Source organism: Pontibacillus sp. ABV4_188 (assembly GCF_056311905.1).
The window spans coordinates 2,064,359-2,089,195 of record NZ_CM149975.1; the positions used below are offsets into that span (position 1 = coordinate 2,064,359).

Sequence of the window (24,837 nt, forward strand, 5' to 3'; positions counted from 1 at the left end):
TCAATTATCCTGCTATGTTAGTAATAGCCATTCTATCCCCTTTATATCCATATATTCCGAAACAGCATCTTTATATACTTTTCAAAAGCCGTATTTTTTGTTAGGTAGAAGCTTTTTGTTCGGCAAGCGCTTCTGTTAGTTGAATATCCAATCCCCTGTAATTTGAAGAATCATTATTACCACAACTATTGCAGGACCAACAATAAATACCCCTTGCAAAAAAGACCTCAATAAATCTGAAACTAACGAATGTCCTTTACTTTCACTTTTCTCATTATCTATTTTTTTGTTCATATATTGTAATGTATTATTGATATTTTTAAGTTCATTAAAGATTTTATCTTCTGTGTTTTTTTCCACATACATCCCCTCCCCTAAATACCATAGTAAAATAACCTGCTCCGTTTATGAAAGATTCGATTGTGCTACTTTAACATTTGCACCCTTTACTTGAAAAACCAGGGAGAACTTAATCATTCAAATGCCTTTGAAACCATTCATCTATTTCTTTTGATGATGCTTCATGATGACTTTTGATACCATGATCTGCATTAGGGTATTCTATGTATTTATATTCTTTATCATATTCCTTTAATTTTTCATCTAATTGCCTTACTTGTTCCACGGAAACTCTTTCATCTTTAGCTCCCTGGATAATAAGGATAGGGACGTCAATTTCATTCGCCCAATTCACCGCTGAACGTTTTTCGTATTCTGCTTGATCTTCTTCTCTATCTCCTACTAAATCTTCTAAGACTCGTTTCATGGCATATTCCCTCTTATCGTATGAATCTTTTAGATCGGCTACCCCACTCACCACAGCAGCTGCTTGAAGATCCATATCCTCTTTAATCGCGAGATATGTCATCATTCCTCCTCGTGAAACGCCTAACATCACTTTCTGATCCACATCTACATACGGAAGTTCTTCGGCAACGTCCGTTAAACGTAGAACATCGTTCACATCAGCACCACCGAATTCTTCTTGGCCTTCTCCTCCGTCTACTCCTCTATATTGAGAAGCTAGAACAACATATCCCCTTTGTGCCCAGTAGGATACATAAGTAGAAAGTACGTTTTTATCAAGCTTACCGAATTCTCTGTTCCCTCCTCGATTGAAGATCATCAATGGGAGCTTCCCTTCAACGGTTTCAGGTTTCACGATAAAACCCACTACCTTTAATCCATCACTAGAATATTCTATCTTTTTTGCTTGAACATCTTCACTGTAAGGTGTCTCTAAAAGGGGATAGTCTTCTTCGTTCATGATGGTTTTCTTATCTTCCTTAAATGAATAACCTAATAAGGTTAAAATCAGACATGTCACCACTATGATTGATTGTCTAAATTTCACTCTCAATTTTCCCCCAGTCTATTATGTATCTAACTAGAGCTTTACTGCACTGTTAATTTATTAAGCAAGAGATGATTTTCTTATTGTAATAAAGCCCCCGTTTGTTGAAGATATTTTACTTTAAATTATCATTAAAGCATTGTTCACAAATAAACTTGCCTTCATTTCTTAAATACGCCTTTATTTCAGTGAAACCTTTTCGCTTAGGGTAGCGCATTTTCACATAAACAACGTCATCATCTTTTATTTCTTTTTGACAATAAGCGCATTTAGGTTTATCCCACAACATTATAAAACCTCCCAATACCGTCTAATTAACTTCTATACGAAGAGATCCTATGGAAAGTTTCTTCAATTTTAGTGCCTTAAGTGATCTTTAACATTAGCACCCGCTAGTGAAACAAACACATTCTTAGCTTTTTCTTTTTTTAAAAATACTTTTAACAAATTCTTCCTTGAAATCAGTGTATTCATTTACTCCTGTTGACGAGTTTTTTAGATAGTCCATTTTTATATCTAAATAATCTTTTCTGGCGGTTTCATTTGAATTTAGATAGTCTCTAAAGAAAACCAGATTTCCCCATAGTTCTTTCTGATATTCAACCAAGTGAATAAAATGTGTCTTTTCTTCGTATGTATCATCAGTAAACTTTGCCAATACAATTTCTCCAGGTCTCTCTACTTTCAATCTCAAGAAACCTATTTTGCTGAAATTTTTAAGTAAGGGTTTATCAACCTCACTCAAGTCATCAACACCTACTAATATATCTATTATTGGTTTTGCTGACATACCTTTAATTGCTGTACTGCCAATATGCTGGATGCGATTTTCAGAAAGGTTTGTGTATTCCACTATTTCATTTTTCACTCTAACAAATTCTTCGTGCCATTCAGGTGTGTAATCCACTAATCTTACTTCATCCCTTTTAAGTCCTAATTTCAAAAATACCCCTCCATAATAATAACGTTTCTTTGCTTAACCCCTATTAAACAAACTTGCCCCATTTATTTATTAATCACATCCGAACCCATTTTAACATTAAATCCCATATTATAGGTTGAAATTTCTGAATCCCAACAGATTAGGACATCCTTAAAAAAAGTATTCGAAGTGATTATTATGTTATTATCCGAAGCTGCCAAGTCTTATGAACAAGAGAAAAAGATTGAAGGATTTTCGTCACAAACACTTAGGGTATATGAACCTTAAATGAAACTGCTTATAGAATATTTTGGGGATATTCAAATTAAGGAGGTTAATGCAAGTGGGCTAAAACAACATATGGCTGATTCAAGCGTATACTTGAAACCATCTAGTTTAGCTCATCGAATCCGATTTTAAAATCTGTATCCCGTTGGTCACATGAAGAGGGGATGATTAACAGTAATCCAGCAAGAAAGATTAAAGAACCTAAAGTAGGAAAACGGATTCCGAAGTTTTTAACAGAACGAAAAATTGAACTTTTGCGTGACGCATGTTCTTCCTCAATGGAAATAGCCTTATTTGAATTTATGTTTTCAACTGGTTGTCGTATAGGGGAAATTGTTAACCTTGATCGCAATATTATTAATTGGGGAAGTAGTTCAACAATTGTTAGGGGCAAAGGAGACAAGGAAAGAGAAGTTTATTTTAACGTCAGATGTGACATTTGGCTAAAAAAGTATCCAGAAGAAAGAGAAGATAATGATCTTGCCATTTTTGTGACAGAACGTTTTCCACACCTGAAGAGTATTGCACAAATGCGTTACATTATAAAGCGAATATCAAAACATGCTGGTATAAATAAAACGATCCACCCACATCAATTAAGGCATAGTTATGCCACCCACCTTTTAAACAATGGTGCGCCTCTTGAAATCATCCAAAGCTTACTGGGTCACGAGAAAAGCGACACAACAAGGATATATGCTCAACTAAGTGGGAGGATCTGACAAGAGTTTTATAATAAATATTTCTAAAAAAGCAACGTCAAAAGACGTTGCTCTTTATGACTTTAGCACCCTTTAATAAATAAGGAACAATAATTAATACAAATAAAAGAGTTATTACTAACTCCCATTATTTCTTTAAACTTTAATTAGCCTTTAAGTTTTTTATTTTCAAGACTTCAAATGGCTTTAAAATAATCCAAAGAGCAAATGCTATGTAAAATGGTAACATTGATATTGCTTCACTAATAACATCGTAGTTTCTTAGAAGTCCTATTCCCAAAATTATCATAGCGATAGTTTGCAACAATAAGGAAGGTAAGTAGGTGCTTTTTTTATATCTTTTAAAGAAAAGAAATGACAAGGACATCACAAACATGAAAGATAAAAAGTAATAATTCAACGCAATAGCTTCGCTAACGAGATGCTCATAGTTCATATAAACAGGTATCTCAGTTATTAATGTGCTTATTAAAACGAAGAGAAAAGCCAAATAGTTCATTAGTAAAACTCCTCCCAAAATAAAACCTTCCTAGTATTTGTCTCAACATACCTCTTCCGACTTCTGAAGAAACGCACCCGTTGCTTTAATACTCTTTATTTCTTTGTGAATACCCAAATAGATAAAATCCATAAAATAATAGTAATAACAATAACGAATAATTTTAAAGTGGCAAGCCCACCTAAGATCATCAAAACGACTATGACACTAAATATAATCGCTATAAATAAAGATGTTTTTACTTTACCTCTCTTCGCCAAGAAAAATTGCCAAATACAAAGGATAACTCCTAATACTATCAGTAAATTATACATAAATTTTCACTTCTTTTTATTTTAATACTGTAAACCTTATAATCCTTTTCCAAAATTACTCAAATAACTTGCCGCATTAATAATAGAAGCGACTTTGCTTATTCAACCATCGCACCCGTTTGTTGAAGAACAATATTATCTCCAAAACTAGAGCGTTACCAAGGTTTCCACAAAAAGAGACCTCTTAATAGAATTCCAGATTAATTTTCTCTTAGTGCATGCTGTTTCTTACTTTTTGAGGGATCATAACTACTTCTGTCTTCAAGTCAATTGGCTTAAAAATTTCGTCTATACATTCATCCCAGAACTCTAAATGCTTTTTATCTATCCAATGATCCGATTGCTCTACTTCTTGTCCGCCTTCACCTTGTACTGAATGCCAGTATAAAAACTCTTCTCCGTTCAAATGCTCTCTAAAAATGGTTTCAACATACATTTTTTCACTCTCTAACGTAACGAGAACATCTTTCGTATTATCGTTTAAAAACTTTAACCATTCATCCACTCGTTCTGACTTGCCCTCTTTAACCCTAAATCTCGTTATTTCTACGTTCACAATATACTCCTCCCTTTTTTTGGTTTCAAAATCCACTGTATCTTAACAGAAAATTTAGATATTTAATATTAAAAAGCACCCACAATCTCAATTTCCACTAAGTTTTTAACTCATCTTTGCTTAATCGAACCTGTTATTGCACCCGTTAGTAAAAAGCGGTCGTCCATTATTGAACAATCGCACCCTTTAGTTGAATTTCACCGCACTCTTATAATAAAAAATACAACCAACAGTTATTGTTAAAATAGCAGCGCCACCTAATATGTATGCTCCATCCCAATAATGGGAACTTCCAGTTATCACCCAAACTTGATACGGGGTAAATATAAGTGCTGAAATCACCAAAACTCCCCATAACAACGAGGCTGCATTTTGTTTAGCCTCTTTTATAGCTGTATGCCCTTTAGAATATTGAATCATAGAGATTTTTCTCAAGGCGTACAACAAAACAAAAATTGCAACAATAAGTAATAGATAGTTCATACAATTCAACTCCTTTGAAGCGGAAATTACACCTAATCACAGACGATCTTTATTCAACCATCGCACCCGTTACTTGAACAACAAACATAGCAAATGATTAATCTTCATGTTGTTCATTTTCCTTAATGAATTGCTTGATCCAATCGACATCAATAGGATCATTCAAAATACGGTAATACTTGCCTCCATTGAAAACATGAACACGCTTTTCATATATGGTAGCTTCTATCGGTGTCTGCTCACCTTTTGAATAGATCGAAACCATAAACCCTTCTTCTTTCGACACATCACCATCCCACTCATGATCCTTCATCCTTTTGACGCGAGAGTTGCTTAGAAAGTCTTTTAACGCTTCTATATGAGCCTTTTGATCCGTCCTCCATTCCTGATTCCCTGTTAGTCTAATTGAAAGCGATTCGACATCAGAAACATCGTAACGGATCACATCGTCTAACCCTTTTTCTCTATTATCATTAAAATACTTAACGGAAAAAAAGATTATGATAACAACACTTATGATTAAAAACCATCTATTTCTCATCCCCCCGCCCCCCTGGTTCTTCTTCGATATTCCTGCCCGTTAACGAAAGAAGGACTGCTCTTGTTCAACCATCGCACCCTTTAGTTTAATACCCCTTTATTAGTTACCAAGCATGCGAATTGAATTATCATTCTTTTGCCCATCTTGTCTTACATTTTATTTACCTTAATTTGAATTACATTCTCCTAATTTGCCCCTTTAGAAAATTAGTTGATAATACGGATAATGGTAATATCGCTAATAGACAGATAACAGATAGTATAAAAGGAAAAGAAGTAGGTAATATGTGATCAATTATATAGCCAAAAATCAAGAAATAAGTCACACAAAACATGACAAACAGAATTACATTTACAAACTTCTCGTTAAAAGTTGTCATTTTAACACCTCAAAATTTAAACTTCTTCAATATTACAGCCGCGTTAATGAAAGAAGCGACTGTGCTTATTCAACAATCGCACCCTTTAGTTTAATTTTACTATTTATCACTTTCTACTTTTCGCAAGTGAATTATTGTAAAAAAGTATACCCCCTGCAACTAATCCAAAAGTCTGTGCTATTCCAATTATTATATCAAACGTGCTTTGGGTATTTATTAAGCGGATAACCCCGCCAATTCCTAGCATCGTGAATGCAATACTCAAAAATATAAGGGCGGTAAGATTATTTTCTTTCTCTTTATTTTCATTCATTTGTTGTCACCCTTCTCCATACCTAACTCCCTCGTTAACGAAAGAACCGATTAATCTTCTTCAACAATCGCACCCGTTACTTTAATAAGAATTAAAACTTTATGTATGTTGAATTTCACATAAGACTTGATTTCTTTCCAACTACTCCATATTCAATATAAACTTTTTGTAGAAACTGGGCCCTATCTCATTAATAAAAGTAAGCAGGATATGATTTGCAATTTTCTCACACTAAGACATGTTTGTACTTTAACAGATAAAGAGTAATTCCTAGAATACTTAAGACCATTCCTAAGTAAATCGGCCATGGATTGTCTTCTTTTATTCTTTTGAAAGTAGATAATGCGTAGAAACAAAAGACCAACGATAACAAAGGGATTACGACATAATTATTTCCAAACGCAAAACCTAAACCACTTAATAACAAAGATAATATTCCTTTGTGGTTCTGTTTTGGCAAGGAATCAAGATACTCTTTTTCTTCCTCATTTATGTCATCATCCAGAAAGTTATACCTAAACCACTCGAATATGCTTTTGATACATATCACTACCCTTTTACTGTCTCAAAATTTTGTTAATGGATTCGTACCACTGGGCATGCGCTGAATACATTTGTTGTATTCTCCCTCCATACTCATTAGCTCCTCATGAGAACCTTCTTCTACTATCAACATTGTCATACCCGCTATTGTCAACAACATATAAAGTACAAACATATACAATAGGAGCTGCCCCATCGACAACTCCTATTCTTTAACAATCGTACCCGTTAGTTCATTAATGATTACTTATATCCCTTCTATGAAGGCTAAAAGTAAAATAACTAAAGAAGTAGACCAAAGAACAAACAACATAGCTGCGGAATGTTTTACAAGCCCATATTGGTGATGAGATTTGTCTGCCTTTATCGTTTTGATTAACTGTAAAACAAATAAATACCCAAAAATAAAAAACAACAATATGTACAATAAAAACATTTTCATGCCACCTCGACACATCTAATTTGTTTCGTTATTTTATAAAAAGATCAGAACTCCTACTTAAAGTAACGCACCCGTTAGTGGAAGAAGATAAAAGAGACACACATTCAACACTCTTGCTTGATCTTAGCTGACCGTTCTGCACACCTATGTTTTTCGGAGACATTTACTACAATTGAAGCGTCTCATCCAATTTCTGAATCTTTGAGTTAGAAATTAAAAAAACATTGCCAATAACATCAATTTGGTCTCCCTTTACACGTATAGCACAATCTTTGTTCGACGCATAAACATCTATTTCTTCTGATAGTAGAGAAAGTTCGCTTTGAACCAGTGCAATATTATTTTCAAGATCAAAATGAGACAGGACTGAAAAATTATCAAGACAGATTCCACTGTAAACAGAGCTCTTTTCAACTTCAAATCCAAAAGTTTTCGAGCATAACCATTTAGCGGACATGTTAATTGCACCAGCGCTTGCTCCCATCACAACTGCACTGCTGCTTTTTATTAAATCTGATAATCCATATTCCATCAAAAAGCTATTTTGTTCCAATACGTTTCCACCCAACAAAAAAATGACTGAAGCATTTTGAATTTTCGCTTGGGCTTCTTCCTTATGTAAGCGGTAATTAATTAAATGGTATTCATCAAACACAATGCCAGCCTGATAAAGCCAGGAGCGTTCAGTAGCACCATCATCTTCATAAACAGATGGATTCGAGCTAATCATAGCAATCGATTTTCTATCAGTTATATCCTCCTGTAACAGCCTGCTCAAAGTCTCTGGAAAGAAATTGTTAAACCAACCTAAATAATAGTGAGTTTTCATAAGTACCCCCGTATAAAAGTGTCAGTGCATTTACTCCTTGCGTCACTCATTCTGTTTACTTGTCACGAACAAAATACTCTCAATATGGCCTCGTTGTTTAACACAAGTTAAAACAACGCTCTTCGATTAATTCTCTCCTTTTATTTAATACCAATTATTTCAAAACGACCCAAATATTACAATAACTTTTTTCATAAGAAAAACGCGATGTCTGATCACCGCGTCCAATAGTTAAGAAATTAAAATATAATCTTCAACAAACGCACCCGTTAGTTGAAGAACAACTCCTAAAAAGGGAGCCTCTTTTACTTTGGTAACATTAAAGCCAGTACACTGAATGTAATTGCTACTATGATCATTGAAAATCCCACTATCCGTTTATTATTGTTGAAATACAAATAAACAAGGATAAAGTACAGTGTTGCGATACTTGGAAAGAAAATAGCTGCCTGGATTAATTTTTTGGTAGAGTATGCTTCTAGATGAAGCACAAAGTATAAGAGCCAGGTAATTGATGATACCAATCCGATTATGTACATGAATTTTTGATCAGACAAATAATTCCTCCTAAACAAGACAATACCTTAACGCTCAAGGTAAACTGAACTTAAACAATCGCACCCGTTAGTGAAGTAACAGCTGCTATTGTTTTTTTTTTGTTCTCGCGAGTTTAATTATCTTTAATATATTTTCGTAAGTATATGGCTGATATTGCTGACAATGGAAAATTAACAAGAAATAATGCCCAACTCATGAAAATTATAGCGCCTGCACTCATGAAAGGGAGTGAATATATAAGCCAGTTAAAGACCTTAAAGTAAAATAAAAAAAATAAAACGAAGATAAATACACTGATGATCTGTTCTGCTGAGGGTAAAAATCTTTCTTTCATAGGTATGACCTCCCTGCAATAGGAGCTGCCTCTCAACAACTCCTTGTTAAACTCTTGCACCCGTTAGTTAAGCAAGACATTCAACAGCAATTGATGTATTTTTTGTTATTTATGTATTGATATATGGTATCTCTTCTGCATTTATTTACTCTGGTCTTTAACTCTACGTTCCACAAAAAATCCAACTAGTAAGCCGATAATAATAGGAAGTATTGCTAGATCCGCATCGAAAAACAACCCGTTTTCTAGCGGTTCGTTTAATACGAATGAAAACCTTAAAAGAGATACATTAAATATTTCTCCAATCCAATATAATAGAGCCATTGTCCCAACTGATGATAATATAGGAAGCCATATTTTTCTCAAATAAACACCTCTTTTCAACACTTGTTATCGAACTAACCTGCCCTGTTAGTTTAAGTGCACCACTTCACAAAGTTTACATATGTAGTTAAGCTATAAGTGTTTCCTCCCTACAAAATCTTACAATTAACTATTCTAAAGTACTTTGGTTTTGACTACGGTTTTAGCATCATCCTAACTTGTAAACAATAGCTGTTGTAGAGTTGCTAATTCCTATGCTAAAACACTTGTTATTTCAGATGTATTACCAAAAGAAATCCTCTTAAATCAATAAAAAGAAACATGCAAATTCCTGTATGAATTCGCATGTTAAAAGGTTTGCTATTTTAATTTTCACCTCTAAAACAAACCTTCACCCTAATTAAGCCCTTTTTCATTTTACTTTTACAACGGTAAATCTCTTTTCTTAAATATCCATAAAGACATAGTCAAGGCTGCTAGGCCAATCACTATAAGCCAGAAATAGGAATAAACAGGGGCCGAACCACTTCTTAAAATATCACTTGCTTGAAAGAAAGAGAATAAGGTGGCATACTCCAACCAACTTAACTTCTCTGTTAATTTTGCTATAATATCAAACCCGTACATGAGAAAAACCACCAAGGAAGCAGCACCTAATGCTTTCTTCTCATCGTTCAATAAACAGGATAAGAGGAAATTCAAACTCCCAAGAGCGAAAAATAACAGTGTCCCCATTACATTCACTTCTAAAAACGCTTTGATCTCCATTTGATTACCACTTGTAACGATCACCGTTTGAGCCCATATCCCTATAGCTGTCGTTACAAACATTATGATGAGTAAGCCCGTGAGAAATACTGAAAATTGTATGAGTGCAATCTTGATTCGTGAATAAGGTGTTGCCAGTAAATAAGCCATTGATCCCCGATCTATAAATTGGGAGATGAGTTGATTCGTAATCATAATACTGTAGATTGATAAAATAATGATAAAGATCATATCGTAATATTTGCTTGATAAAAACTCTCCAAGACTCCCCATTCCAGCTTCTAAACCAAAGGCTTGAATAAATCCAGCAGGCATTCCTGATATGAGCTCATTCATAACATCCATCTTATCTGCAAACGTTGGGAAAATCCAAATAATGAGGATCATATATAGTACAGAGACAGCGGTAAACGCAACAATACTCATAGCATGTAGTTGTATCATACGTTTATAAAGGCTCATTATAACTCCCCCTCTTGATTAGAAGGCGTGTTTTTGTGATTATAGATATCCATAAAGACCTCTTCAAGTGTTTGAGACTCCATTTCCATATTTGTAACTGAATGATTTTGTAAGGAAGTAATAAAGGCATCATAGCTTCCTTTTATAGGAACTATAACCCGATTATAGGATCTACTTTCCACTTGGTCAGGAAACTGATCTTCGTAGGAGCAAGCCTCTATCTCATCTTCAAATGTGACTTCTACTTTTTTGGTTTGTAAGGAACGAAGATCTGACATAGAATCTGTCCTAACGATTCTACCTTCCTTAATAATAGAAGCTCTGTTACACGTACGCTCCACCTCAGGGAAATAGTGAGAACTCATTAATATGGTTTTCCCCCTCCCTCGTTCTTCACCTAACAAATTAAGAAACTCCCTTTGCATAAAGGGGTCAAGTCCTGATGTAGGCTCATCTAATATGTAAATGGATGGATCGTGCATAAAGGCAGCTACAATACCCACTTTTTGCTTCATCCCTTTAGACATCTTACGTATTTGTATAGAAGGGTCAAATTGAAAACGATCAATTAAAGCATCTTTTCTTGAGGTACCACGCAACGATCTCATATCTTCAAGTAAGTTAAGAAATTCAGTTCCTTTCATCTTTTCAATAAGAGCAATTTCACCTGGTAGATAGCCTACAAATTTCTGGATGGTAGGCGCGTCTTCCCAGCAGTTATATTTTGAAATAGATAAGTTCCCTTGATTCGGCTTCATAAAGCCCATTAGCTGACGTATGGTAGTTGATTTTCCAGCCCCATTTGGTCCAAGAAAGCCAAATATATCTCCTTCTTCTACCCTAAAAGAAACGTCAAATATCCCTTTGCCATTAGAGAAAGATTTTGTAACATTTTCAACGTGAATCATCTAAATCCCCCTTTCTAATGATAAAACTGTATTTTAGTGACTTATGATTATCGTAAGCTCCCCCTCTTAGTCTGTCAATTTAATCCTTTAGATTAAGTATAGTTTTTTAAGAGTCGTACATACTATCCGTAACAACATGTTAAAGGATGAAATCTATGTCTTCACATGACACATCAATTATTTATCGCCCTCTTGTATACGACGGGCAACTGAAAACTTATATCGGTAGTCCGAATGCCTATCACACTTCTGTAGAAGCAATTATTGAAGCCATGAATTTTGCAGAGCTTTATAATGAGGATATGTACGACGGAGCTATATTATGGGAAGATTCTGAAGTCACTAGAGGTGCTAATAACAATTTAAGAATTTTAAGTGGTACATTAAATAGCGACACTCCACCTACATTTTTTATTGAGATTAAGCAACTATTGGATAATGGTACCATCAAGGTTTCTGAGAAATCCCGCGCTAAACCAGTAGCAAGAGAACGTAATGAGGAACTTGCTATGCGAGTTGGTGAAGAAATTGACTTAATGGACTATCCTGTGAATGAATGAAACTGGCTCTTTTGTTGAGCTGGTTTTTTAATTTTTTATTTTGAGCGCTCGGAGTTGCTACTAAGTATAAATAGGTTATTATTCTTAGTATTGATAGGTTAAGGCCCCTTGTATCTATGTCCGCCTTCATTTTATTTGTATAAAAAGAGAATCCACCTTATAAAAGGTGGATTCTCTTTATCTTGATTGTGCAACTATCCCATTGTGCACTTTAATAAAGCCATGCTGCTTGATGTCAAACCCATTCTCATATACATATAACCCCATTTGCTCCACAGTCATTAGTTCTCGATACGTATGGTTCATTACATCGGCCATTACATTATAATAGAGCCTTGAGCGTAATTGATTTCTAGGTGTTGTTAAAATAGCATAGCCACCTGGTTTTAAAAACTTTCGGTGCCAGTCCATAACCTCAGGCTTATAGTCATCAGGGAAATGCTCCAACAACCCTACAGATAAGACAATATCAAATTCTTTACCAAATGGAAGATTCCTTATGTCATTGACAATATAATCGATGATGAAATCACCTTTGTAATAGACTTTCTGTTGTCCTGTAGATGGATTCTCTCCTAAAAATGGGTACGTATCAGGAAACTCTTCAAAGCGAGTGCTTCTACAATACTCATCGTAGTCAACCATTGTTATATGAGCTCCAGGATACATCGCACCTAACTGCATGCCTTCGTATCCTTCTGCTGCTCCGAGGAATAGTATTCGAGGGGTAGTTACATCTAAACCTTCAAATAATGCCCTTTTCCCCCTCGGATCCCACACCCCATCCTGAATGCGGTGAGCATAATTCCAAAGTTGTATTTTGGCCACATCTCCTAAGGCACTCTTGATTTGTTGAGGATTAAAAGACTTTAGGCTTTTAAAAAATTGATTTTTTTGTTCTTTCATTTCGTTCGGTACATCTTTTACAAACCATTCATGAAATGCCTTATTAAAATATTGCCACGATGTGAAAGGTTTCATTTCTTCTCCGTAAGATTTTTCGTATTGCTTTCGATCGCTTGAATATTTCTTGACTTCTAACGGTTTCCCTACATCTTTCCAACTTAGAGAAGACCAATCTTTTACACGATTCATTTTAACAAACTTATTATACTCTCTTTCTGTAAAGTTTCTTAAATCTACTCGATGGCTAGGAAGGAGAGCCGTTTTGCCAATATGCTCTTCAAGGAAGGGCTTTTCATCTTTAGAAACCCAAATTGAATTTGTTTCCACTACCTCACCTCTTACAGAATTTTCTTACATTATAAACGATCGTGATACCGCTTACAATTAGGTTTCTTCTATTGCTATGTCTTAGACGATTTTGTATTTATTGTATGGTTTTATTGTTTTTATTTTTTGTTCGGAGTTGCTACTAAGTTTCTATATGAATGATGTTGTTATATTTCTCTTACTTCTCTTAGACGGTATGGGGTGGCTGGCACTGGCAAAATTTTAATTTTTTATGTTCTTATTAAAAAAAGCCCGCTGCCTTATATTTCTAAGACAGATGGCTTGTTCTTACGAAGATTCTTTTTTTAAATGTTATGGTTTCCTTCCTACCCTAGTTCCTTTTTCGTTGGATCTTAACAACCTAGCTAGTCACTACTAATTAAATAAACGATTAATGGACTAGATTATTAGGATTACTTGTGTGCTCCTTAATTATGGTGTTTAAATGGTTTTACTATTCGGAGTTGCTACTAAGTTCCGCTAAGATTTCTTACACACCATTAGTTTACATAATATTTTTATGGTTCACTTATAACTTTAGTTTGTTTATCGAAGATTGTTTTTACCCAATCTAATACTTCATAAACGTTCGAATCCTCAGATATTATAGTATTGTGATTGTGCCCTTTTTGCATTTTAAATGGGTGGTTTGTCCGCCCTTTCCACCATTCGGCAAGCTTTGTAGCATTCGTTATTTCATCTTCATCCCCAATCATCATAAACAAAGGAATTTTTGATTTATACAATGTGTTTAACATCTTTGCGTCGGGAATACGGGAAATCATTAGACGAAAGCTTAAGTGTAGCAGATTATTTTCATGGAAGTCATCAGGTACCTTTACGACTTTAGTCTTACTAAAAATTTGCACCTTAAATTGGTGGAGTGTGTAAAGTAAAATTGATTTTACTAATTTTAATTCATAAATATCATTAAGGTCATTATTAGAGGAATTTTGGAAGTTGTAGACTGGCAAAGTTGGATGAAAAAATGGAGAGAGAAAAATGAAACCTTCACTTAATTTTGAAACAGTTTCCTTTTTGAGCACTCTCAATAAATTCCCGCAGCCCATTGAATGGCCACACCAATAAACATTTTGAAGGTCTATTGACTGTAAATATAAACATAAGTCTTCCAAGTCATCATCATACTGCCCCTTATATTGTAAATCACCTCTAATAAGAGTAGGGTGATACCCCCTTAGTATTGGGATAATCACATTTGCTTCCTTTTTGGCTTTAGAGGCAAATTGTCTTATATGGTGCAATTCAGCAGTAATTCCATGAATAAATATAATGGTAGGCTTGTTTTTTTCGTTCCCTTCGCTATAAAAGTAATATTGAAGATCCGCTTCATCCCTGGCTTTAAATGTACATACTTTTTCTTCTACCATACTGCACCTCTTTCTGAACTATGTAAGCTACTTGTATACTCATTTCATCTTCTCCTATCGAGGAAAGTTTATTACAAGGTCTGTACGGAAACATTCTCTCAGTTTTATGATTACTGAGCTTTTCTTGGGACCTATATCATAACAACATGAATCATTTACTGAGCCAATTTAAAAGAAGAACAATGAAACATGTATATTCTCCCCCATTTATTTAAATATAAAACGAACTTAAGTGACGAATATACGATAACATTATTATGTAAACTATCGTGACAAATATTAGCAAGATGAAATATGATTAGTTCTTTCTCATTTATATAAACTAAAGATAACGATTATAAAGGTGGGATAGAAATGGATATGATTGATCCAAAAGAGATTAAATCTGGAGATGAAGTATTTGTGCTCTACCGAAATCCTCACACTCCTACAGTAATGAATATTAAACAAGCAGAAATTGTGCCTCATCCTCATAACCCTGAACAAAATGCATTATTTCTACATGAGACCTATCACCTTATAGAAGAAAATGATGCCCTCTTCACTACAGAGGAAGCTGCACAAGCAGCTTATGAAGAAATATATGGAGACTACCCTTCTGACGAGTATATGTAACGTGTCTCCTAGTTTAAATCATCTCATTAAAGGTAATGGTTCTACGTATCTTAACTAGACATGAGGTGATAGGATGAAACGTATTCATATGATTGTAACTGGTCGTGTTCAAGGTGTTGGGTTTCGTTTCTCTGCTCAACAAAAAGCACAAGAATATAACGTAGTTGGATGGGTGAAAAATAAGTCAGACGGCACCGTTGAAATTGAAGCACAGGGAGAGAATGATCGCGTTCAATCTTATTCTGAAGCCATTAAACACGGACCGAGTCCATATGCTAAAGTATCGGATGTAACCATTGAAGAATTAGAAACAACGAATGAACTCCATACCTTTGAAATTCGCTAAATATAAATGCTGTCCTCATAAAAGAGGACAGCATTTTCTTTTCCTTATTTACTTTCTTTTTGCATGGGGCGAACAATAACTTCATTTACATTTACGTAGCTTGGTTGTGAAACTGCGTATACAACAGAGCGCGCTATATCTTCAGATTCTAGAGTGGTGCGCCCTTTTCGATCTGAGAACATCTCAAGCACCTCTTCATCTGTTATATGTTCAGGAAGTTCTGTTGAAACAGCTCCTGGGGATATATTTGTTACCCGTACGCCTGTTTTAGAAAGTTCTTTTTCCATCCCTTGTGAGAGGGCTTTAACCGCGTATTTTGTGGCACTGTAAACTGTACTAGAAGGAAATACTTCGTGCCCTGCTACAGATGAAACATTAATAATATGGCCACTCTCTTGTTCTAACATCGTTGGTAGTGTGGCATGGATACCGAAAAGGACACCTTTAATGTTTACATCAACCATTTTCTCCCATTCATCAACTTTGTCATTTTTTAAGAATGACAGAAGCATAACACCTGCATTATTAATGAAGTAATCTACAGAGTTAAACTCTTCTTTGGTCTCTTTAACGAGTCGTTCCATGTCCTCCTGCTTCGTCACGTCTGTTTGAACCACTTTCACCTGAATGTTATGTTCTGTTTTCAATGAATCAGCCAGCTTGTGTAAACGCTCTTCGCGCCTTGCAGCTAGTACTACGTTGGTCCCTTCAGCTGCGAAATGTTGAGCTATTGATTCACCTATACCACTACTAGCACCAGTAATAACTGCTGTTTTTCCTTTTAAATGTGACACATAAAGCCCTCCTCTTTTATCTTTTACTTAATCACTTTACCCTCTTGTTAAATGGTGTATTCACTATTTAACGCATCTCAGCACATTATATTCAGACAACAGCAAACTTAACGGAGCCTTTTATTAAAGACTTATTAAACAGTAGGTGTTATGGTTCTTTTTATAATCCTTTAGTGATACAATAGTGATTAGTGTGTTTAATTTTAAATAGAAAGGGAGTTTCATATATGAAAGACATGAAGCTCAACCCCATTACGCCTCATAATGATCCGTGGGAAGCGTATATGGATGTAACAGAACATGGAGAGATGATCCTCTCTAACGTCGAATTTACAACGACGCATCTTTGTAATATGCGATGTGACCACTGCGCGGTAGGATACACGCTTCAAAATAAAGATCCTGATGCACTACCATTTGAATTGTTAAAAAAGCGTCTAGATGAGATTCCTCACTTACGAGCGCTTAGTATCACAGGGGGAGAACCTGTCTTAAGTAAGAAGTCTGTTGAACAGTATGTAGTTCCGCTACTGAAATATGCACATGAACGTGGTGCGAGAACGCAGATTAACTCTAATTTAACTCTGCCCTATGAACGCTATAAGCCTATTATCCCATATCTTGACGTTTTACATATTTCTCACAACTGGGGAACTTTAGAAGAGTTTATTACCACAGGCTTTGCCAGAATGGAGAAAAAACCTTCTGAGGACATTAGAAAAGGGTACTTCAACCGTATGGTGGAAAATTCTCAAAAACTCTCAGCTGAAGGAGTTATGGTATCCGCAGAAACGATGCTTAATAAACGAACATATCCGTACTTAGAACAGATTCATGACCATATTATTGAAATGGGCTGTGCGAGACATGAAGTACATCCTATGTACCCAGTTGATTTCGCAAGTGGGCTTGAGACCTTGTCTCTAGATGAAATGCGTGATGGAATTAATCGATTATTAAATCATCGATCAGAAGATATGTGGATGCTTTTTGGAACCCTTCCATTTTACCCGTGTAGTACTTCAAAAGAAGACTTGGAATTACAAAAGCGCTTGTTTAGCGAGAAAAATGTTACAGTTCGTAATGATCCAGATGGACGTTCTCGATTAAATATTAATATTTTCAGCGGTGAAATTATCGTGACAGACTTTGCAGATGAACCACCACTTGGAAATATTCAAAACACCTCTCTTCCATTAGCTTATAATCGATGGAAGGAAAGTGCATTAGCACAAAGTTTAAATTGTCATTGCCCAGCTGCTGCTTGTTTGGGTCCCAATGTGCTTGTAAAAAATACGTATTATAAAGATGTTGATTTTAAAACGAGAGAAGCTAAGATTACTCGTTAAAGTTAAAAGACCGCTAAGAGAGTCACTCTTAGCGGTCTTTGTTTGTTATGTCCTTTTAATTGAAATCAACAGATATTGTGCAATTACTTATAATCGTGATGCGGTGGAAAATAAGGGATAACCTCTTCCCCAAGTTCCCTCATAACTTCTTCTGCTGGCCTAGTACTATCTCCTAAAGAAACGAGAACGTGATTTACTCCAATCGCTTCATATTCCTTTAACCACTTCACAAGCGCACGGCTCCCCACTCGGTATCCTAGAGAGATTCTTTCAGGCTCTTGATCTTTATTCTCAGCAAGATCAAAGACAACTGGTTGGAAGAAAGGCTTAAATGTTTCTGCTTCAAATCTGGCAACCTCTTGTCTGAATTGTTGTACAAGCCCCTTTTGTTCATCAACAGATTGAGGATAAAACATCCACCCATCCCCATGTTTGGCTACCCATTCTAAAGTTTGCTGTGCGTACCCAGTAATGAACATAGGTATTTTTCTCGTTGGCTTTGGTACGAGTGTAACATTCTCCATTTTACCAAGGGGTGTTTCCGTATTTGAATAATCCGTATACAACAAGTGCTGTAGATAATCAAAGCCCTCTCTAAACAAATGGCCTCTTTCCATGATAGGCACGTTCATGGCTTCAAAATCTCTGCGACGATCTCCAGATGAAAGTCCAACCATTAATCGTTCAGGTATTAAATTCTCTATACTTGCTACCTCTTTTGCAAAACGAGCAGGATGGCGTAAAGCCAACACAGATGCTGCTGTGCCCAAATTTATACGCTTTGTATGAGCTCCCAAATAAGTAAGATAAATAAAACTATCCAATAATTGCCCTGTAGCTGGATCATCGAAGGTAGGGTCTTCTAACAATACATCTTGGAACCATATTGAACTAAAACCTAATTTTTCTGCAAGCTGAACCCTCTCAACCTGATGATCTAATGTTGGCTTCTCTTTTCCGTGATTTTCAATTGGCATGTTAAGACCAATCGTTAAATGATTCGGTTTAATCATACGACTAAAACCATAATGACTTTGCCAATTCATAATAATATCCTCTCTAATTTACCTAATTGAGTAAAGATTATATAACACATAGAAGTATGATAGAAAGAAACCTTTATTTCAAAAAATTAGCTTAGCCTTACTTATATTGCACATTGTTTGGCAGAATACTATGAACAACGTTATAATCTGAAGGTAGTTAGAATGCATTCCTGCTGTTAGGAGGGTTCCCGTGAAACACTATAATATACCAGTAGAAGCAACCTTAGATGTAATTGGCGGAAAATGGAAAGTTGTCATTCTTTGCCATCTTATAGATAATGGCACCAAACGCACCAACGAACTAAAGAGACTAATTCCTGAAATCACCCAAAAAATGCTAACCCAACAGTTAAGAGAGCTTGAAGATGATGGGATCATTGAAAGAAGGGTTTATAACCAAGTTCCACCTAAAGTAGAGTACTCCCTAACTGAATATGGTTGGAGCTTGGAAAAGATTCTAACATCTTTATGCTCTTGGGGAGAAGAACACATTGCACAGACAGGCGATGGATTGAAAAAAGAACCTATAGAGTCATAATCACCATCAAATGTAATGTACGCTAAATTTTATATTTAATAGCAAACCAAAGGACCAAATCACATTAAGATTTGGTCCTTTGTCATAATTAGCTGTCTTCACGATTATATACACGCGTTCCTTTAGTCCACGTTTCTTCAACTGTAAGGGATCGTAATTGGAGAGGATCTACTTCTGCAGGGAATTTGTTTAATAATACAAAATCTGCTTGGTACCCTTCTTTTATTTGACCCTTTCGCTGTTCCTGAAACTCTAAGTGTGCAGGTGTTTCTGAAAAAGCTTTAAAACTCTCATCAATTGTAAGCTTTTCTTGTGGCATCCATCCTCCTTTTGGATTATGATTGTCGTCCACACGATTTACCGCTGCAAAAACAGAATCAATTGGGTTGATTGACCCAATTGGCGCATCAGAACTAAGTGTAATAGGTATTTGGTGAGTCAGCATCTTCTTAAAAGAATCACAATAAGGTAATAGCTCTTCTGGACTCCATTTTCCTTTCTTGTCCCATTCCGCCATAAGAAAAGTAGGTTGTGTTTCTATATATGCCCCTACCTCTCCTAACCGTTCCAATAGATCCTCCCCTAGCGTTTGGGCGTGAATAATGCGATGACGCAATTGATGCGTATTGGCCTCTTCTTGCTCTAACGCAATGAGTGCGGATTCTACAGCGCGATCTCCAAGAGCATGCATGGCTACTTGCATCCCCGCCTCAGAAGCTTTTCGGATCATGCGATTTAAATCCTCTTGCGGATAAATAAGTTGACCAGTCGTTTCCGGGGCATCTGGATATGGTTGTCTCATAGCCGCTGTATGAAGACGCTGTGTGCCGTCTAAGAATATTTTGATCGATCCAACCTTAACGTGATTTGTGCCTTCACCTGTCCGAAGTGACATATCTCGTATAAAGTCATCTAGATCTTTCTCATCGTACACATAATGATGCAAGAATGCCTCTATATGCAGGTCTCCTTGTGCCTCAACTTGTTCATATGCATCCCACAACGTTTTATAAGAACCAACAAAGCTTCTGTCATCTGAATGTACGGATGTAACTCCATTTTGAAGAAGAAATGGAATCGCTTCACATAAAGCTTTTTTAGTATCTTCGATCGATCTTTCCCAAAGGTGATAATTAATAAAATGAACCATTGTATCTTTAAATCGTCCAGTTAAATTTCCTTCTTGATCCCGTTCTTTAAAAACCTCTGGTTGCTTATAGAAATCTTCTTCCTCTTCCAATTTCTTTAAAAGCTTATTACTAATGACACACTCATGTTGGTCATGATGCATAAAGTACATATGTTTATTTACATCAATTTCATTTAAATCTTCTGATGTCAGCAGATGGTCAATGTCTTTAAATTTGGCATCATCAAAACCTTTTCCAAAAATCCAATTCTTATCCTCAATTGAAGTGTAATGTTTCTCGACTTCTTGCTTCATGTCTTCCCATGAAGTCACTTCCGTAAGGTCGAGTTCTTTCTTTAACAATCCATATCGTAATAAATGCATATGTGAATCAATAAACCCTGCAGCAACTGTTCTTCCCTCTCCATCAATTGCTCCTATTTCTCCACTAGAACCTTCCTGAACTTTTGTGAAAACTCCATCTTCAATATGTAATGAATACGTTTGGTCTGGATTGTAAAGACGCTCAGGTGAATATATACGCACGTTTTCTATAATCATGATTTCCCTCCTAATTTAATAAAGTAATCCCAAACTACTTTACCCGACTCTGAAAACCTAAAACGTAAGTAGATAGTAAGACCTGCACGAACGTAGACATAAAGTAGTAAAGAATAAAGAAAAGCGGATCTCTGGCAGAGATCCGCTTTTCTTTATTCTACTTCTTTAAAATAATCTTTTTTAAATCCACCCATACGCCCTGTATTGTCTACAATGAAAATAAACTCTTCTGTTTCGTTTTTTACATCGTATACTTTACCCGGGCTGAGTACTCGGTTTACTACGTATTTTTCTGCATCTGCATGCACACATTCTACTCTTTTAATGGTTTCTGTTTCATACCATGACTTATGAATCATCAAGACAACTCCTTTATGTAGAACTATACTTATCTTACTATAGATGAATCATTAGATTCAATATATTCACCACTTCTATCTTTCTTAAACGAAGACTGGGATCTGTTCTTGCAATGAAATTCCCTCAGGGGTAATCATTGTAGAATAGGCCAAGAGATTAACCCCATTTTGCTTTGCTTCTTGTAACGCCTTTGCAAACGCTGGGTCTATGTGATCAGCTGGCCGGACAGAATGGAGGCCATTACGTTGACAAACAAATAAAATTGACCCTAGCCAAGCATTTTTCTCTGCTACAATTGATGTTAGCTCCTTCACATGCTTTGTTCCTCGTTTTGTTATTGCGTCAGGAAAATACCCGACCCCTTTGATTCCTAATGAGACACTCTTCACTTCAATTAAATGGTGCAAATCCCCTTTAGCTACATAAAAATCCCATCTGGAATGACCTTTGCTATATTCTCTGGCTTTATAAGTAAAACGTTCAAAGGTCTTTAATTTATTTTCTTTTAAAGCTTTCTCAACTAGATGGTTCACCAAAGTAGTTTGTAAAGAAACAAGAGTACCATCTGAAGGATCGTGAACTAAAACAGCTGACCATTTTGTTTTACGGTCTTTCTTATCACTATAACGTAAATATAGAGATGCACCGTATTGAAGCAATTCTTTCAAGCGCCCTGGATCTGGTAGATGGACCCTTACCGTTTCTCCTGTATCGTCAAGTTTACAATGTAGTATAAATCGGTTCGGTCTTTCTATAAATGTTGCTCTATATAGCTTCTGTTCAAACGGGATAAACATGCTTCTCCACCCTTTAAAAAAGGATGCTCTTAACATCCTTCTTAGTTTAGTATAGGCTAGTATACCATTTCTTAGCTTCTAAGACCTCTGATTCCGTTAAACGATGTCCATAACTCTCCCAGTGCATATTGACTTCTGCTCCCGCTCCTTCAAGTAAACTTTTTAACTCCTTCGTTTCCTCAGGCTTACAAATTGGATCATTGGTTCCTGCACCGATAAAGATAGGCAATCGATTCATATTAGGTAAGTTTAAACTTCTGATTGGAACCATAGGATGGAATAGCACCGCGCCTTTTAAAACTTCTTCATAATGAAACAATAGACTTCCGGCTATATTCGCACCGTTGGAGTAACCCACTGCTATTACATGGTTACGATCAAATTTATATTCTAGTGCAGCCCACTCCAAAAATTGAAACAGTTCCTCTGTACGATATACAAGATCCTCTTCATCAAATACACCTTCTCTTAGTCGTTTGAAGAAACGAGGCATTCCTTGTTCATTGATTTGACCTCTAACACTTAGTACAGAGGCTTCACGATCAATCATTTCTGATATAGGTAACAAATCTTCTTCTGTGCCGCCTGTTCCATGTAAAAGAAGCAGTACTGGTTTACCTGCTTTACCTTGCCTGAATAGATGCTTCATATCAAACACTCCTCTTCAATTCTGGTAACAATGTGCCTTCAAACACACTTAGTTTACATAACATTATTATAGTCGCTAAATAACTGTTTTCAAATTTATGTTATCTCAGTTTCGAGATAGTGTCAATGAACGAACTCTCAGTTTACACTTGACCTATTTAATAACAGTTTCATCTCTCCCATATATTTTTCTTGACTCCATAAAAAAATCCCTCCGTTGACCTATTCAACGGAGGGGAGTAATCATTTAAATAAAAATTGTAAATATCCGTACCCTTTTTCTTCTAATTCATCTTTCGGTATAAATTTTAAAGCCGCAGAGTTAATGCAATAGCGTAATCCACCTTCCTCTTTTGGACCATCATCAAAGAGGTGTCCTAGATGGGAGTCTCCTGTCCGACTTCTAACTTCTGTACGAATCATACCGTGTGATGTATCTAAATTTTCTTCAACGAAATAAGAATCAATTGGGCGTGTAAAACTTGGCCAACCACACCCAGCATCATATTTGTCCCTTGAACTAAATAAGGGCTCTCCTGACACAACTTCTACATAAATCCCCTCTTCATCATAATCATGGTATTCGTTCCGAAACGGGGGTTCTGTACCGTTCTCTTGGGTCACCTTATATTGCATAGGTGTCAATTCTTGTTTTAACTGATCAGAGTCTTTTTCCATTTTCCAATGATTTTCAATAAAATCTTTTCGACCTGATCCTTGCTTATAACGCTTATAATGATAAGGTTGTTTTTTGTAGTAGTCCTGATGTTTTTCTTCTGCTGTATAAAAAGTGGAAACAGGTAAGATCTTTGTAACAATTTCATCTTTGAACTTACCACTTTCCTCCAACTCTTGTTTTGATTTTAAAGCTAATTCTTTTTGTTTATCATTATGAAAGAATATAGCTGTTGAGTAAGATTTCCCTCTGTCGGCAAATTGCCCATAAGCATCGGTCGGATCAATTTGTTGCCAGAATACTTGTAGGAGGCGTTCGTAAGGGAAAATATCCGGATCAAATGTGATTTGAACAGCTTCTACATGTCCGGTTGTGTCTGTTACGACGTCCATATAAGTCGGATTCTCAGTATGGCCTCCTGTATAACCAGAAATCACCTCATGAATACCTGGGCGCTGGTCAAATGGTTCTACCATACACCAGAAGCAGCCACCTGCAAACGTTGCTTTCTCAAGATTGTTGGTTGTCACGATGCATTCCTCCTCTAATCAAAACAATCCTACTGTATCCACTATTGTTTCCTTTTAGAGGAGAAAAATCAAGAATCTTGCTTATTTATATATACATCCGAGGTGTAGAAGGCCCGTTTCTTTCAGGTAGTGAATTTGAAACAGATTCTTTCGCGTTCCCTTTACTGTGAGGAGAAGCACTAGTAGATGAAGGGGTGACTTCTCTCTTTCTAGGACCACGCTGCTCCGTGTTCTGTCTTGATTGTTCTTCTGAAGTTGATTCTTCATCGCTTCCTTCATCTGGTTCGTTCATAATCTTCATTAAACGAAACATTGTAGGGATATTACGCATCATTGGTCCATACTCCTGCACCATCGGCATAGCTGATTGAGCCATTTTTAATACCTGCTGAACATTATTTAGCATTCCAGTGGCCCCTCCGCCCGTACCAGCTAACCCTTGTGCAGCTCCTCCTAGTGAAGGAAGACCACCTCCCCCTCCAGAAGAAAGTATTCTAGAAAGTAAGCCTCCTCCCCCTCGTGCTTGACTCCCTACTTCCTGAACACCCATATTAGACATCCCAGGAAATCCTTGCATCCCGCCCATTCCATTAAACCCTTGAAAATTCTGAGGAACAGGACTTTGAAATCCTTGTGGTCCAAAACGTTGCGGCATTTGAGGGATCCTACTAGGTCCCTGGTTAAACATTCTTCCTACTTGGGGCCTAGGCCCGGGACCAAATGAT

31 protein-coding genes are annotated in these 24,837 nt (G+C 36.1%); 7 read left to right on the plus strand and 24 right to left on the minus strand.

Annotated elements, in window-relative coordinates; translation table 11 throughout:
• Positions 1–135: 135 nt before the first annotated feature.
• The 4 genes from ACYX4O_RS10490 to ACYX4O_RS10505 form a co-directional block, all read right to left on the minus strand.
• Positions 136–360 (minus strand): hypothetical protein, encoded by a 225-nt coding sequence (locus ACYX4O_RS10490; protein ID WP_476350668.1) that lies wholly within the window; start codon positions 358–360, stop codon positions 136–138.
• 109 nt (positions 361–469) lie between these two features.
• Positions 470–1,354, minus strand: coding sequence for an alpha/beta hydrolase family protein (locus ACYX4O_RS10495; RefSeq protein ID WP_476350670.1), 885 nt, complete (start codon positions 1,352–1,354; stop codon positions 470–472).
• A gap of 115 nt (positions 1,355–1,469) precedes the next feature.
• Complete coding sequence (locus ACYX4O_RS10500; protein ID WP_476350672.1) at positions 1,470–1,643, minus strand: Fe3+ hydroxamate ABC transporter substrate-binding protein; 174 nt, start codon at positions 1,641–1,643, stop codon at positions 1,470–1,472.
• Between the two features lie 123 nt (positions 1,644–1,766).
• A complete protein-coding gene (locus ACYX4O_RS10505) occupies positions 1,767–2,297 on the minus strand; it encodes a GrpB family protein (RefSeq protein WP_476350673.1) in 531 nt (176 codons plus the stop codon).
• Between the two features lie 431 nt (positions 2,298–2,728).
• On the opposite strand from ACYX4O_RS10505, the gene ACYX4O_RS10510 reads away from it, so the two are divergent.
• Positions 2,729–3,286, plus strand: a complete 558-nt coding sequence (locus tag ACYX4O_RS10510) for a tyrosine-type recombinase/integrase (RefSeq protein WP_476350675.1) — start codon at positions 2,729–2,731, stop codon at positions 3,284–3,286.
• A gap of 142 nt (positions 3,287–3,428) precedes the next feature.
• On the opposite strand, the gene ACYX4O_RS10515 is transcribed toward ACYX4O_RS10510, so the two are convergent.
• The 5 genes from ACYX4O_RS10515 to ACYX4O_RS10535 form a co-directional block, all read right to left on the minus strand.
• Complete coding sequence (locus ACYX4O_RS10515; RefSeq protein ID WP_476350677.1) at positions 3,429–3,785, minus strand: hypothetical protein; 357 nt, start codon at positions 3,783–3,785, stop codon at positions 3,429–3,431.
• Positions 3,786–3,880: 95 nt separating this feature from the next.
• On the minus strand, positions 3,881–4,045 hold the full coding sequence (locus ACYX4O_RS10520; protein ID WP_476350679.1) for a hypothetical protein: 165 nt from the start codon (positions 4,043–4,045) through the stop codon (positions 3,881–3,883).
• A 265-nt stretch (positions 4,046–4,310) separates the two neighbouring features.
• Positions 4,311–4,655, minus strand: a complete 345-nt coding sequence (locus ACYX4O_RS10525) for a DUF6176 family protein (RefSeq protein WP_476350681.1) — start codon at positions 4,653–4,655, stop codon at positions 4,311–4,313.
• A gap of 186 nt (positions 4,656–4,841) precedes the next feature.
• Entirely contained in the window at positions 4,842–5,138 is a 297-nt protein-coding gene (locus ACYX4O_RS10530; protein WP_476350683.1) for a hypothetical protein, read from the minus strand.
• 97 nt (positions 5,139–5,235) lie between these two features.
• Entirely contained in the window at positions 5,236–5,679 is a 444-nt protein-coding gene (locus ACYX4O_RS10535) for a hypothetical protein (protein WP_476350685.1), read from the minus strand.
• Between the two features lie 332 nt (positions 5,680–6,011).
• Here ACYX4O_RS10535 and ACYX4O_RS10540 point away from each other — a divergent pair, with 332 nt between their 5' ends.
• Positions 6,012–6,152 (plus strand): hypothetical protein, encoded by a 141-nt coding sequence (locus tag ACYX4O_RS10540; protein WP_476350687.1) that lies wholly within the window; start codon positions 6,012–6,014, stop codon positions 6,150–6,152.
• A gap of 12 nt (positions 6,153–6,164) precedes the next feature.
• On the opposite strand, the gene ACYX4O_RS10545 is transcribed toward ACYX4O_RS10540, so the two are convergent.
• From ACYX4O_RS10545 to ACYX4O_RS10565, 5 genes are all read right to left on the minus strand, one after another.
• Positions 6,165–6,371: a hypothetical protein gene (locus tag ACYX4O_RS10545; protein WP_476350689.1), complete on the minus strand. Its 207-nt coding sequence runs from the start codon at positions 6,369–6,371 to the stop codon at positions 6,165–6,167.
• Between the two features lie 1,151 nt (positions 6,372–7,522).
• A complete protein-coding gene (locus ACYX4O_RS10550) occupies positions 7,523–8,185 on the minus strand; it encodes a Type 1 glutamine amidotransferase-like domain-containing protein (RefSeq protein WP_476350691.1) in 663 nt (220 codons plus the stop codon).
• A 1,033-nt stretch (positions 8,186–9,218) separates the two neighbouring features.
• A complete protein-coding gene (locus tag ACYX4O_RS10555; RefSeq protein WP_476350693.1) occupies positions 9,219–9,443 on the minus strand; it encodes a hypothetical protein in 225 nt (74 codons plus the stop codon).
• A 381-nt stretch (positions 9,444–9,824) separates the two neighbouring features.
• Entirely contained in the window at positions 9,825–10,631 is an 807-nt protein-coding gene (locus tag ACYX4O_RS10560; protein WP_476350695.1) for an ABC transporter permease subunit, read from the minus strand.
• A complete protein-coding gene (locus tag ACYX4O_RS10565; protein ID WP_476350697.1) occupies positions 10,631–11,539 on the minus strand; it encodes an ABC transporter ATP-binding protein in 909 nt (302 codons plus the stop codon). The genes ACYX4O_RS10560 and ACYX4O_RS10565 overlap by 1 nt, the downstream gene beginning before the upstream one ends.
• Positions 11,540–11,694: 155 nt before the next feature.
• On the opposite strand from ACYX4O_RS10565, the gene ACYX4O_RS10570 reads away from it, so the two are divergent.
• Positions 11,695–12,099, plus strand: coding sequence for a hypothetical protein (locus ACYX4O_RS10570; RefSeq protein WP_476350699.1), 405 nt, complete (start codon positions 11,695–11,697; stop codon positions 12,097–12,099).
• A gap of 177 nt (positions 12,100–12,276) precedes the next feature.
• On the opposite strand, the gene ACYX4O_RS10575 is transcribed toward ACYX4O_RS10570, so the two are convergent.
• Both ACYX4O_RS10575 and ACYX4O_RS10580 read right to left on the minus strand, forming a co-directional pair.
• Entirely contained in the window at positions 12,277–13,332 is a 1,056-nt protein-coding gene (locus ACYX4O_RS10575; RefSeq protein ID WP_476350701.1) for a class I SAM-dependent methyltransferase, read from the minus strand.
• Between the two features lie 518 nt (positions 13,333–13,850).
• Positions 13,851–14,723, minus strand: a complete 873-nt coding sequence (locus ACYX4O_RS10580) for an alpha/beta hydrolase (RefSeq protein WP_476350703.1) — start codon at positions 14,721–14,723, stop codon at positions 13,851–13,853.
• A 354-nt stretch (positions 14,724–15,077) separates the two neighbouring features.
• On the opposite strand from ACYX4O_RS10580, the gene ACYX4O_RS10585 reads away from it, so the two are divergent.
• Both ACYX4O_RS10585 and ACYX4O_RS10590 read left to right on the plus strand, forming a co-directional pair.
• Positions 15,078–15,338: a transcriptional regulator SplA domain-containing protein gene (locus ACYX4O_RS10585; RefSeq protein WP_188650153.1), complete on the plus strand. Its 261-nt coding sequence runs from the start codon at positions 15,078–15,080 to the stop codon at positions 15,336–15,338.
• A 73-nt stretch (positions 15,339–15,411) separates the two neighbouring features.
• The gene (locus ACYX4O_RS10590; RefSeq protein WP_476350705.1) at positions 15,412–15,684 is read left to right on the plus strand and encodes an acylphosphatase; all 273 of its coding nucleotides are present in this window, start codon (positions 15,412–15,414) and stop codon (positions 15,682–15,684) included.
• A gap of 44 nt (positions 15,685–15,728) precedes the next feature.
• On the opposite strand, the gene ACYX4O_RS10595 is transcribed toward ACYX4O_RS10590, so the two are convergent.
• Complete coding sequence (locus ACYX4O_RS10595) at positions 15,729–16,478, minus strand: SDR family oxidoreductase (protein WP_476350707.1); 750 nt, start codon at positions 16,476–16,478, stop codon at positions 15,729–15,731.
• A 227-nt stretch (positions 16,479–16,705) separates the two neighbouring features.
• Here ACYX4O_RS10595 and yfkAB point away from each other — a divergent pair, with 227 nt between their 5' ends.
• The gene (gene yfkAB / locus ACYX4O_RS10600; RefSeq protein ID WP_476350709.1) at positions 16,706–17,827 is read left to right on the plus strand and encodes a radical SAM/CxCxxxxC motif protein YfkAB; all 1,122 of its coding nucleotides are present in this window, start codon (positions 16,706–16,708) and stop codon (positions 17,825–17,827) included.
• An 83-nt stretch (positions 17,828–17,910) separates the two neighbouring features.
• Here yfkAB and ACYX4O_RS10605 read toward each other — a convergent pair whose 3' ends face one another.
• Entirely contained in the window at positions 17,911–18,873 is a 963-nt protein-coding gene (locus tag ACYX4O_RS10605; protein ID WP_476350711.1) for a TIGR03571 family LLM class oxidoreductase, read from the minus strand.
• Positions 18,874–19,063: 190 nt separating this feature from the next.
• On the opposite strand from ACYX4O_RS10605, the gene ACYX4O_RS10610 reads away from it, so the two are divergent.
• The gene (locus tag ACYX4O_RS10610) at positions 19,064–19,411 is read left to right on the plus strand and encodes a winged helix-turn-helix transcriptional regulator (protein WP_188650157.1); all 348 of its coding nucleotides are present in this window, start codon (positions 19,064–19,066) and stop codon (positions 19,409–19,411) included.
• A gap of 88 nt (positions 19,412–19,499) precedes the next feature.
• On the opposite strand, the gene ACYX4O_RS10615 is transcribed toward ACYX4O_RS10610, so the two are convergent.
• The 6 genes from ACYX4O_RS10615 to vrrA form a co-directional block, all read right to left on the minus strand.
• The gene (locus ACYX4O_RS10615) at positions 19,500–21,101 is read right to left on the minus strand and encodes an amidohydrolase (RefSeq protein WP_476350713.1); all 1,602 of its coding nucleotides are present in this window, start codon (positions 21,099–21,101) and stop codon (positions 19,500–19,502) included.
• A gap of 152 nt (positions 21,102–21,253) precedes the next feature.
• Positions 21,254–21,460: a DUF6501 family protein gene (locus ACYX4O_RS10620; protein WP_476350715.1), complete on the minus strand. Its 207-nt coding sequence runs from the start codon at positions 21,458–21,460 to the stop codon at positions 21,254–21,256.
• A gap of 84 nt (positions 21,461–21,544) precedes the next feature.
• On the minus strand, positions 21,545–22,258 hold the full coding sequence (sfsA, locus tag ACYX4O_RS10625; protein ID WP_476350717.1) for a DNA/RNA nuclease SfsA: 714 nt from the start codon (positions 22,256–22,258) through the stop codon (positions 21,545–21,547).
• Between the two features lie 46 nt (positions 22,259–22,304).
• Entirely contained in the window at positions 22,305–22,907 is a 603-nt protein-coding gene (locus tag ACYX4O_RS10630; RefSeq protein WP_476350719.1) for an alpha/beta hydrolase, read from the minus strand.
• A 242-nt stretch (positions 22,908–23,149) separates the two neighbouring features.
• Complete coding sequence (gene msrA, locus ACYX4O_RS10635) at positions 23,150–24,112, minus strand: peptide-methionine (S)-S-oxide reductase MsrA (RefSeq protein WP_476350721.1); 963 nt, start codon at positions 24,110–24,112, stop codon at positions 23,150–23,152.
• An 85-nt stretch (positions 24,113–24,197) separates the two neighbouring features.
• Entirely contained in the window at positions 24,198–24,767 is a 570-nt protein-coding gene (gene vrrA / locus ACYX4O_RS10640; protein WP_476350723.1) for a VrrA/YqfQ family protein, read from the minus strand.
• Positions 24,768–24,837 lie beyond the last annotated feature (70 nt).

What these genes read in the sequence shown, in the direction of transcription:
- ACYX4O_RS10500 (WP_476350672.1), bottom strand. Translation starts at nt 1,643, where the DNA reads ATGTTGTGGGATAAACCTAAATGCGCTTATTGTCAAAAAGAAATAAAA.
- ACYX4O_RS10510 (WP_476350675.1), top strand. Translation starts at nt 2,729, where the DNA reads ATGATTAACAGTAATCCAGCAAGAAAGATTAAAGAACCTAAAGTAGGA.
- ACYX4O_RS10515 (WP_476350677.1), bottom strand. Translation starts at nt 3,785, where the DNA reads ATGAACTATTTGGCTTTTCTCTTCGTTTTAATAAGCACATTAATAACT.
- ACYX4O_RS10530 (WP_476350683.1), bottom strand. Translation starts at nt 5,138, where the DNA reads ATGAACTATCTATTACTTATTGTTGCAATTTTTGTTTTGTTGTACGCC.
- ACYX4O_RS10535 (WP_476350685.1), bottom strand. Translation starts at nt 5,679, where the DNA reads ATGAGAAATAGATGGTTTTTAATCATAAGTGTTGTTATCATAATCTTT.
- ACYX4O_RS10540 (WP_476350687.1), top strand. Translation starts at nt 6,012, where the DNA reads ATGACAAACAGAATTACATTTACAAACTTCTCGTTAAAAGTTGTCATT.
- ACYX4O_RS10545 (WP_476350689.1), bottom strand. Translation starts at nt 6,371, where the DNA reads ATGAATGAAAATAAAGAGAAAGAAAATAATCTTACCGCCCTTATATTT.
- ACYX4O_RS10550 (WP_476350691.1), bottom strand. Translation starts at nt 8,185, where the DNA reads ATGAAAACTCACTATTATTTAGGTTGGTTTAACAATTTCTTTCCAGAG.
- ACYX4O_RS10560 (WP_476350695.1), bottom strand. Translation starts at nt 10,631, where the DNA reads ATGAGCCTTTATAAACGTATGATACAACTACATGCTATGAGTATTGTT.
- ACYX4O_RS10565 (WP_476350697.1), bottom strand. Translation starts at nt 11,539, where the DNA reads ATGATTCACGTTGAAAATGTTACAAAATCTTTCTCTAATGGCAAAGGG.
- ACYX4O_RS10570 (WP_476350699.1), top strand. Translation starts at nt 11,695, where the DNA reads ATGTCTTCACATGACACATCAATTATTTATCGCCCTCTTGTATACGAC.
- ACYX4O_RS10580 (WP_476350703.1), bottom strand. Translation starts at nt 14,723, where the DNA reads ATGGTAGAAGAAAAAGTATGTACATTTAAAGCCAGGGATGAAGCGGAT.
- ACYX4O_RS10585 (WP_188650153.1), top strand. Translation starts at nt 15,078, where the DNA reads ATGGATATGATTGATCCAAAAGAGATTAAATCTGGAGATGAAGTATTT.
- ACYX4O_RS10590 (WP_476350705.1), top strand. Translation starts at nt 15,412, where the DNA reads ATGAAACGTATTCATATGATTGTAACTGGTCGTGTTCAAGGTGTTGGG.
- yfkAB (WP_476350709.1), top strand. Translation starts at nt 16,706, where the DNA reads ATGAAAGACATGAAGCTCAACCCCATTACGCCTCATAATGATCCGTGG.
- ACYX4O_RS10605 (WP_476350711.1), bottom strand. Translation starts at nt 18,873, where the DNA reads ATGAATTGGCAAAGTCATTATGGTTTTAGTCGTATGATTAAACCGAAT.
- ACYX4O_RS10615 (WP_476350713.1), bottom strand. Translation starts at nt 21,101, where the DNA reads ATGATTATAGAAAACGTGCGTATATATTCACCTGAGCGTCTTTACAAT.
- ACYX4O_RS10620 (WP_476350715.1), bottom strand. Translation starts at nt 21,460, where the DNA reads ATGATTCATAAGTCATGGTATGAAACAGAAACCATTAAAAGAGTAGAA.
- sfsA (WP_476350717.1), bottom strand. Translation starts at nt 22,258, where the DNA reads ATGTTTATCCCGTTTGAACAGAAGCTATATAGAGCAACATTTATAGAA.
- ACYX4O_RS10630 (WP_476350719.1), bottom strand. Translation starts at nt 22,907, where the DNA reads ATGAAGCATCTATTCAGGCAAGGTAAAGCAGGTAAACCAGTACTGCTT.
- vrrA (WP_476350723.1), bottom strand. Translation starts at nt 24,767, where the DNA reads ATGCCGCAACGTTTTGGACCACAAGGATTTCAAAGTCCTGTTCCTCAG.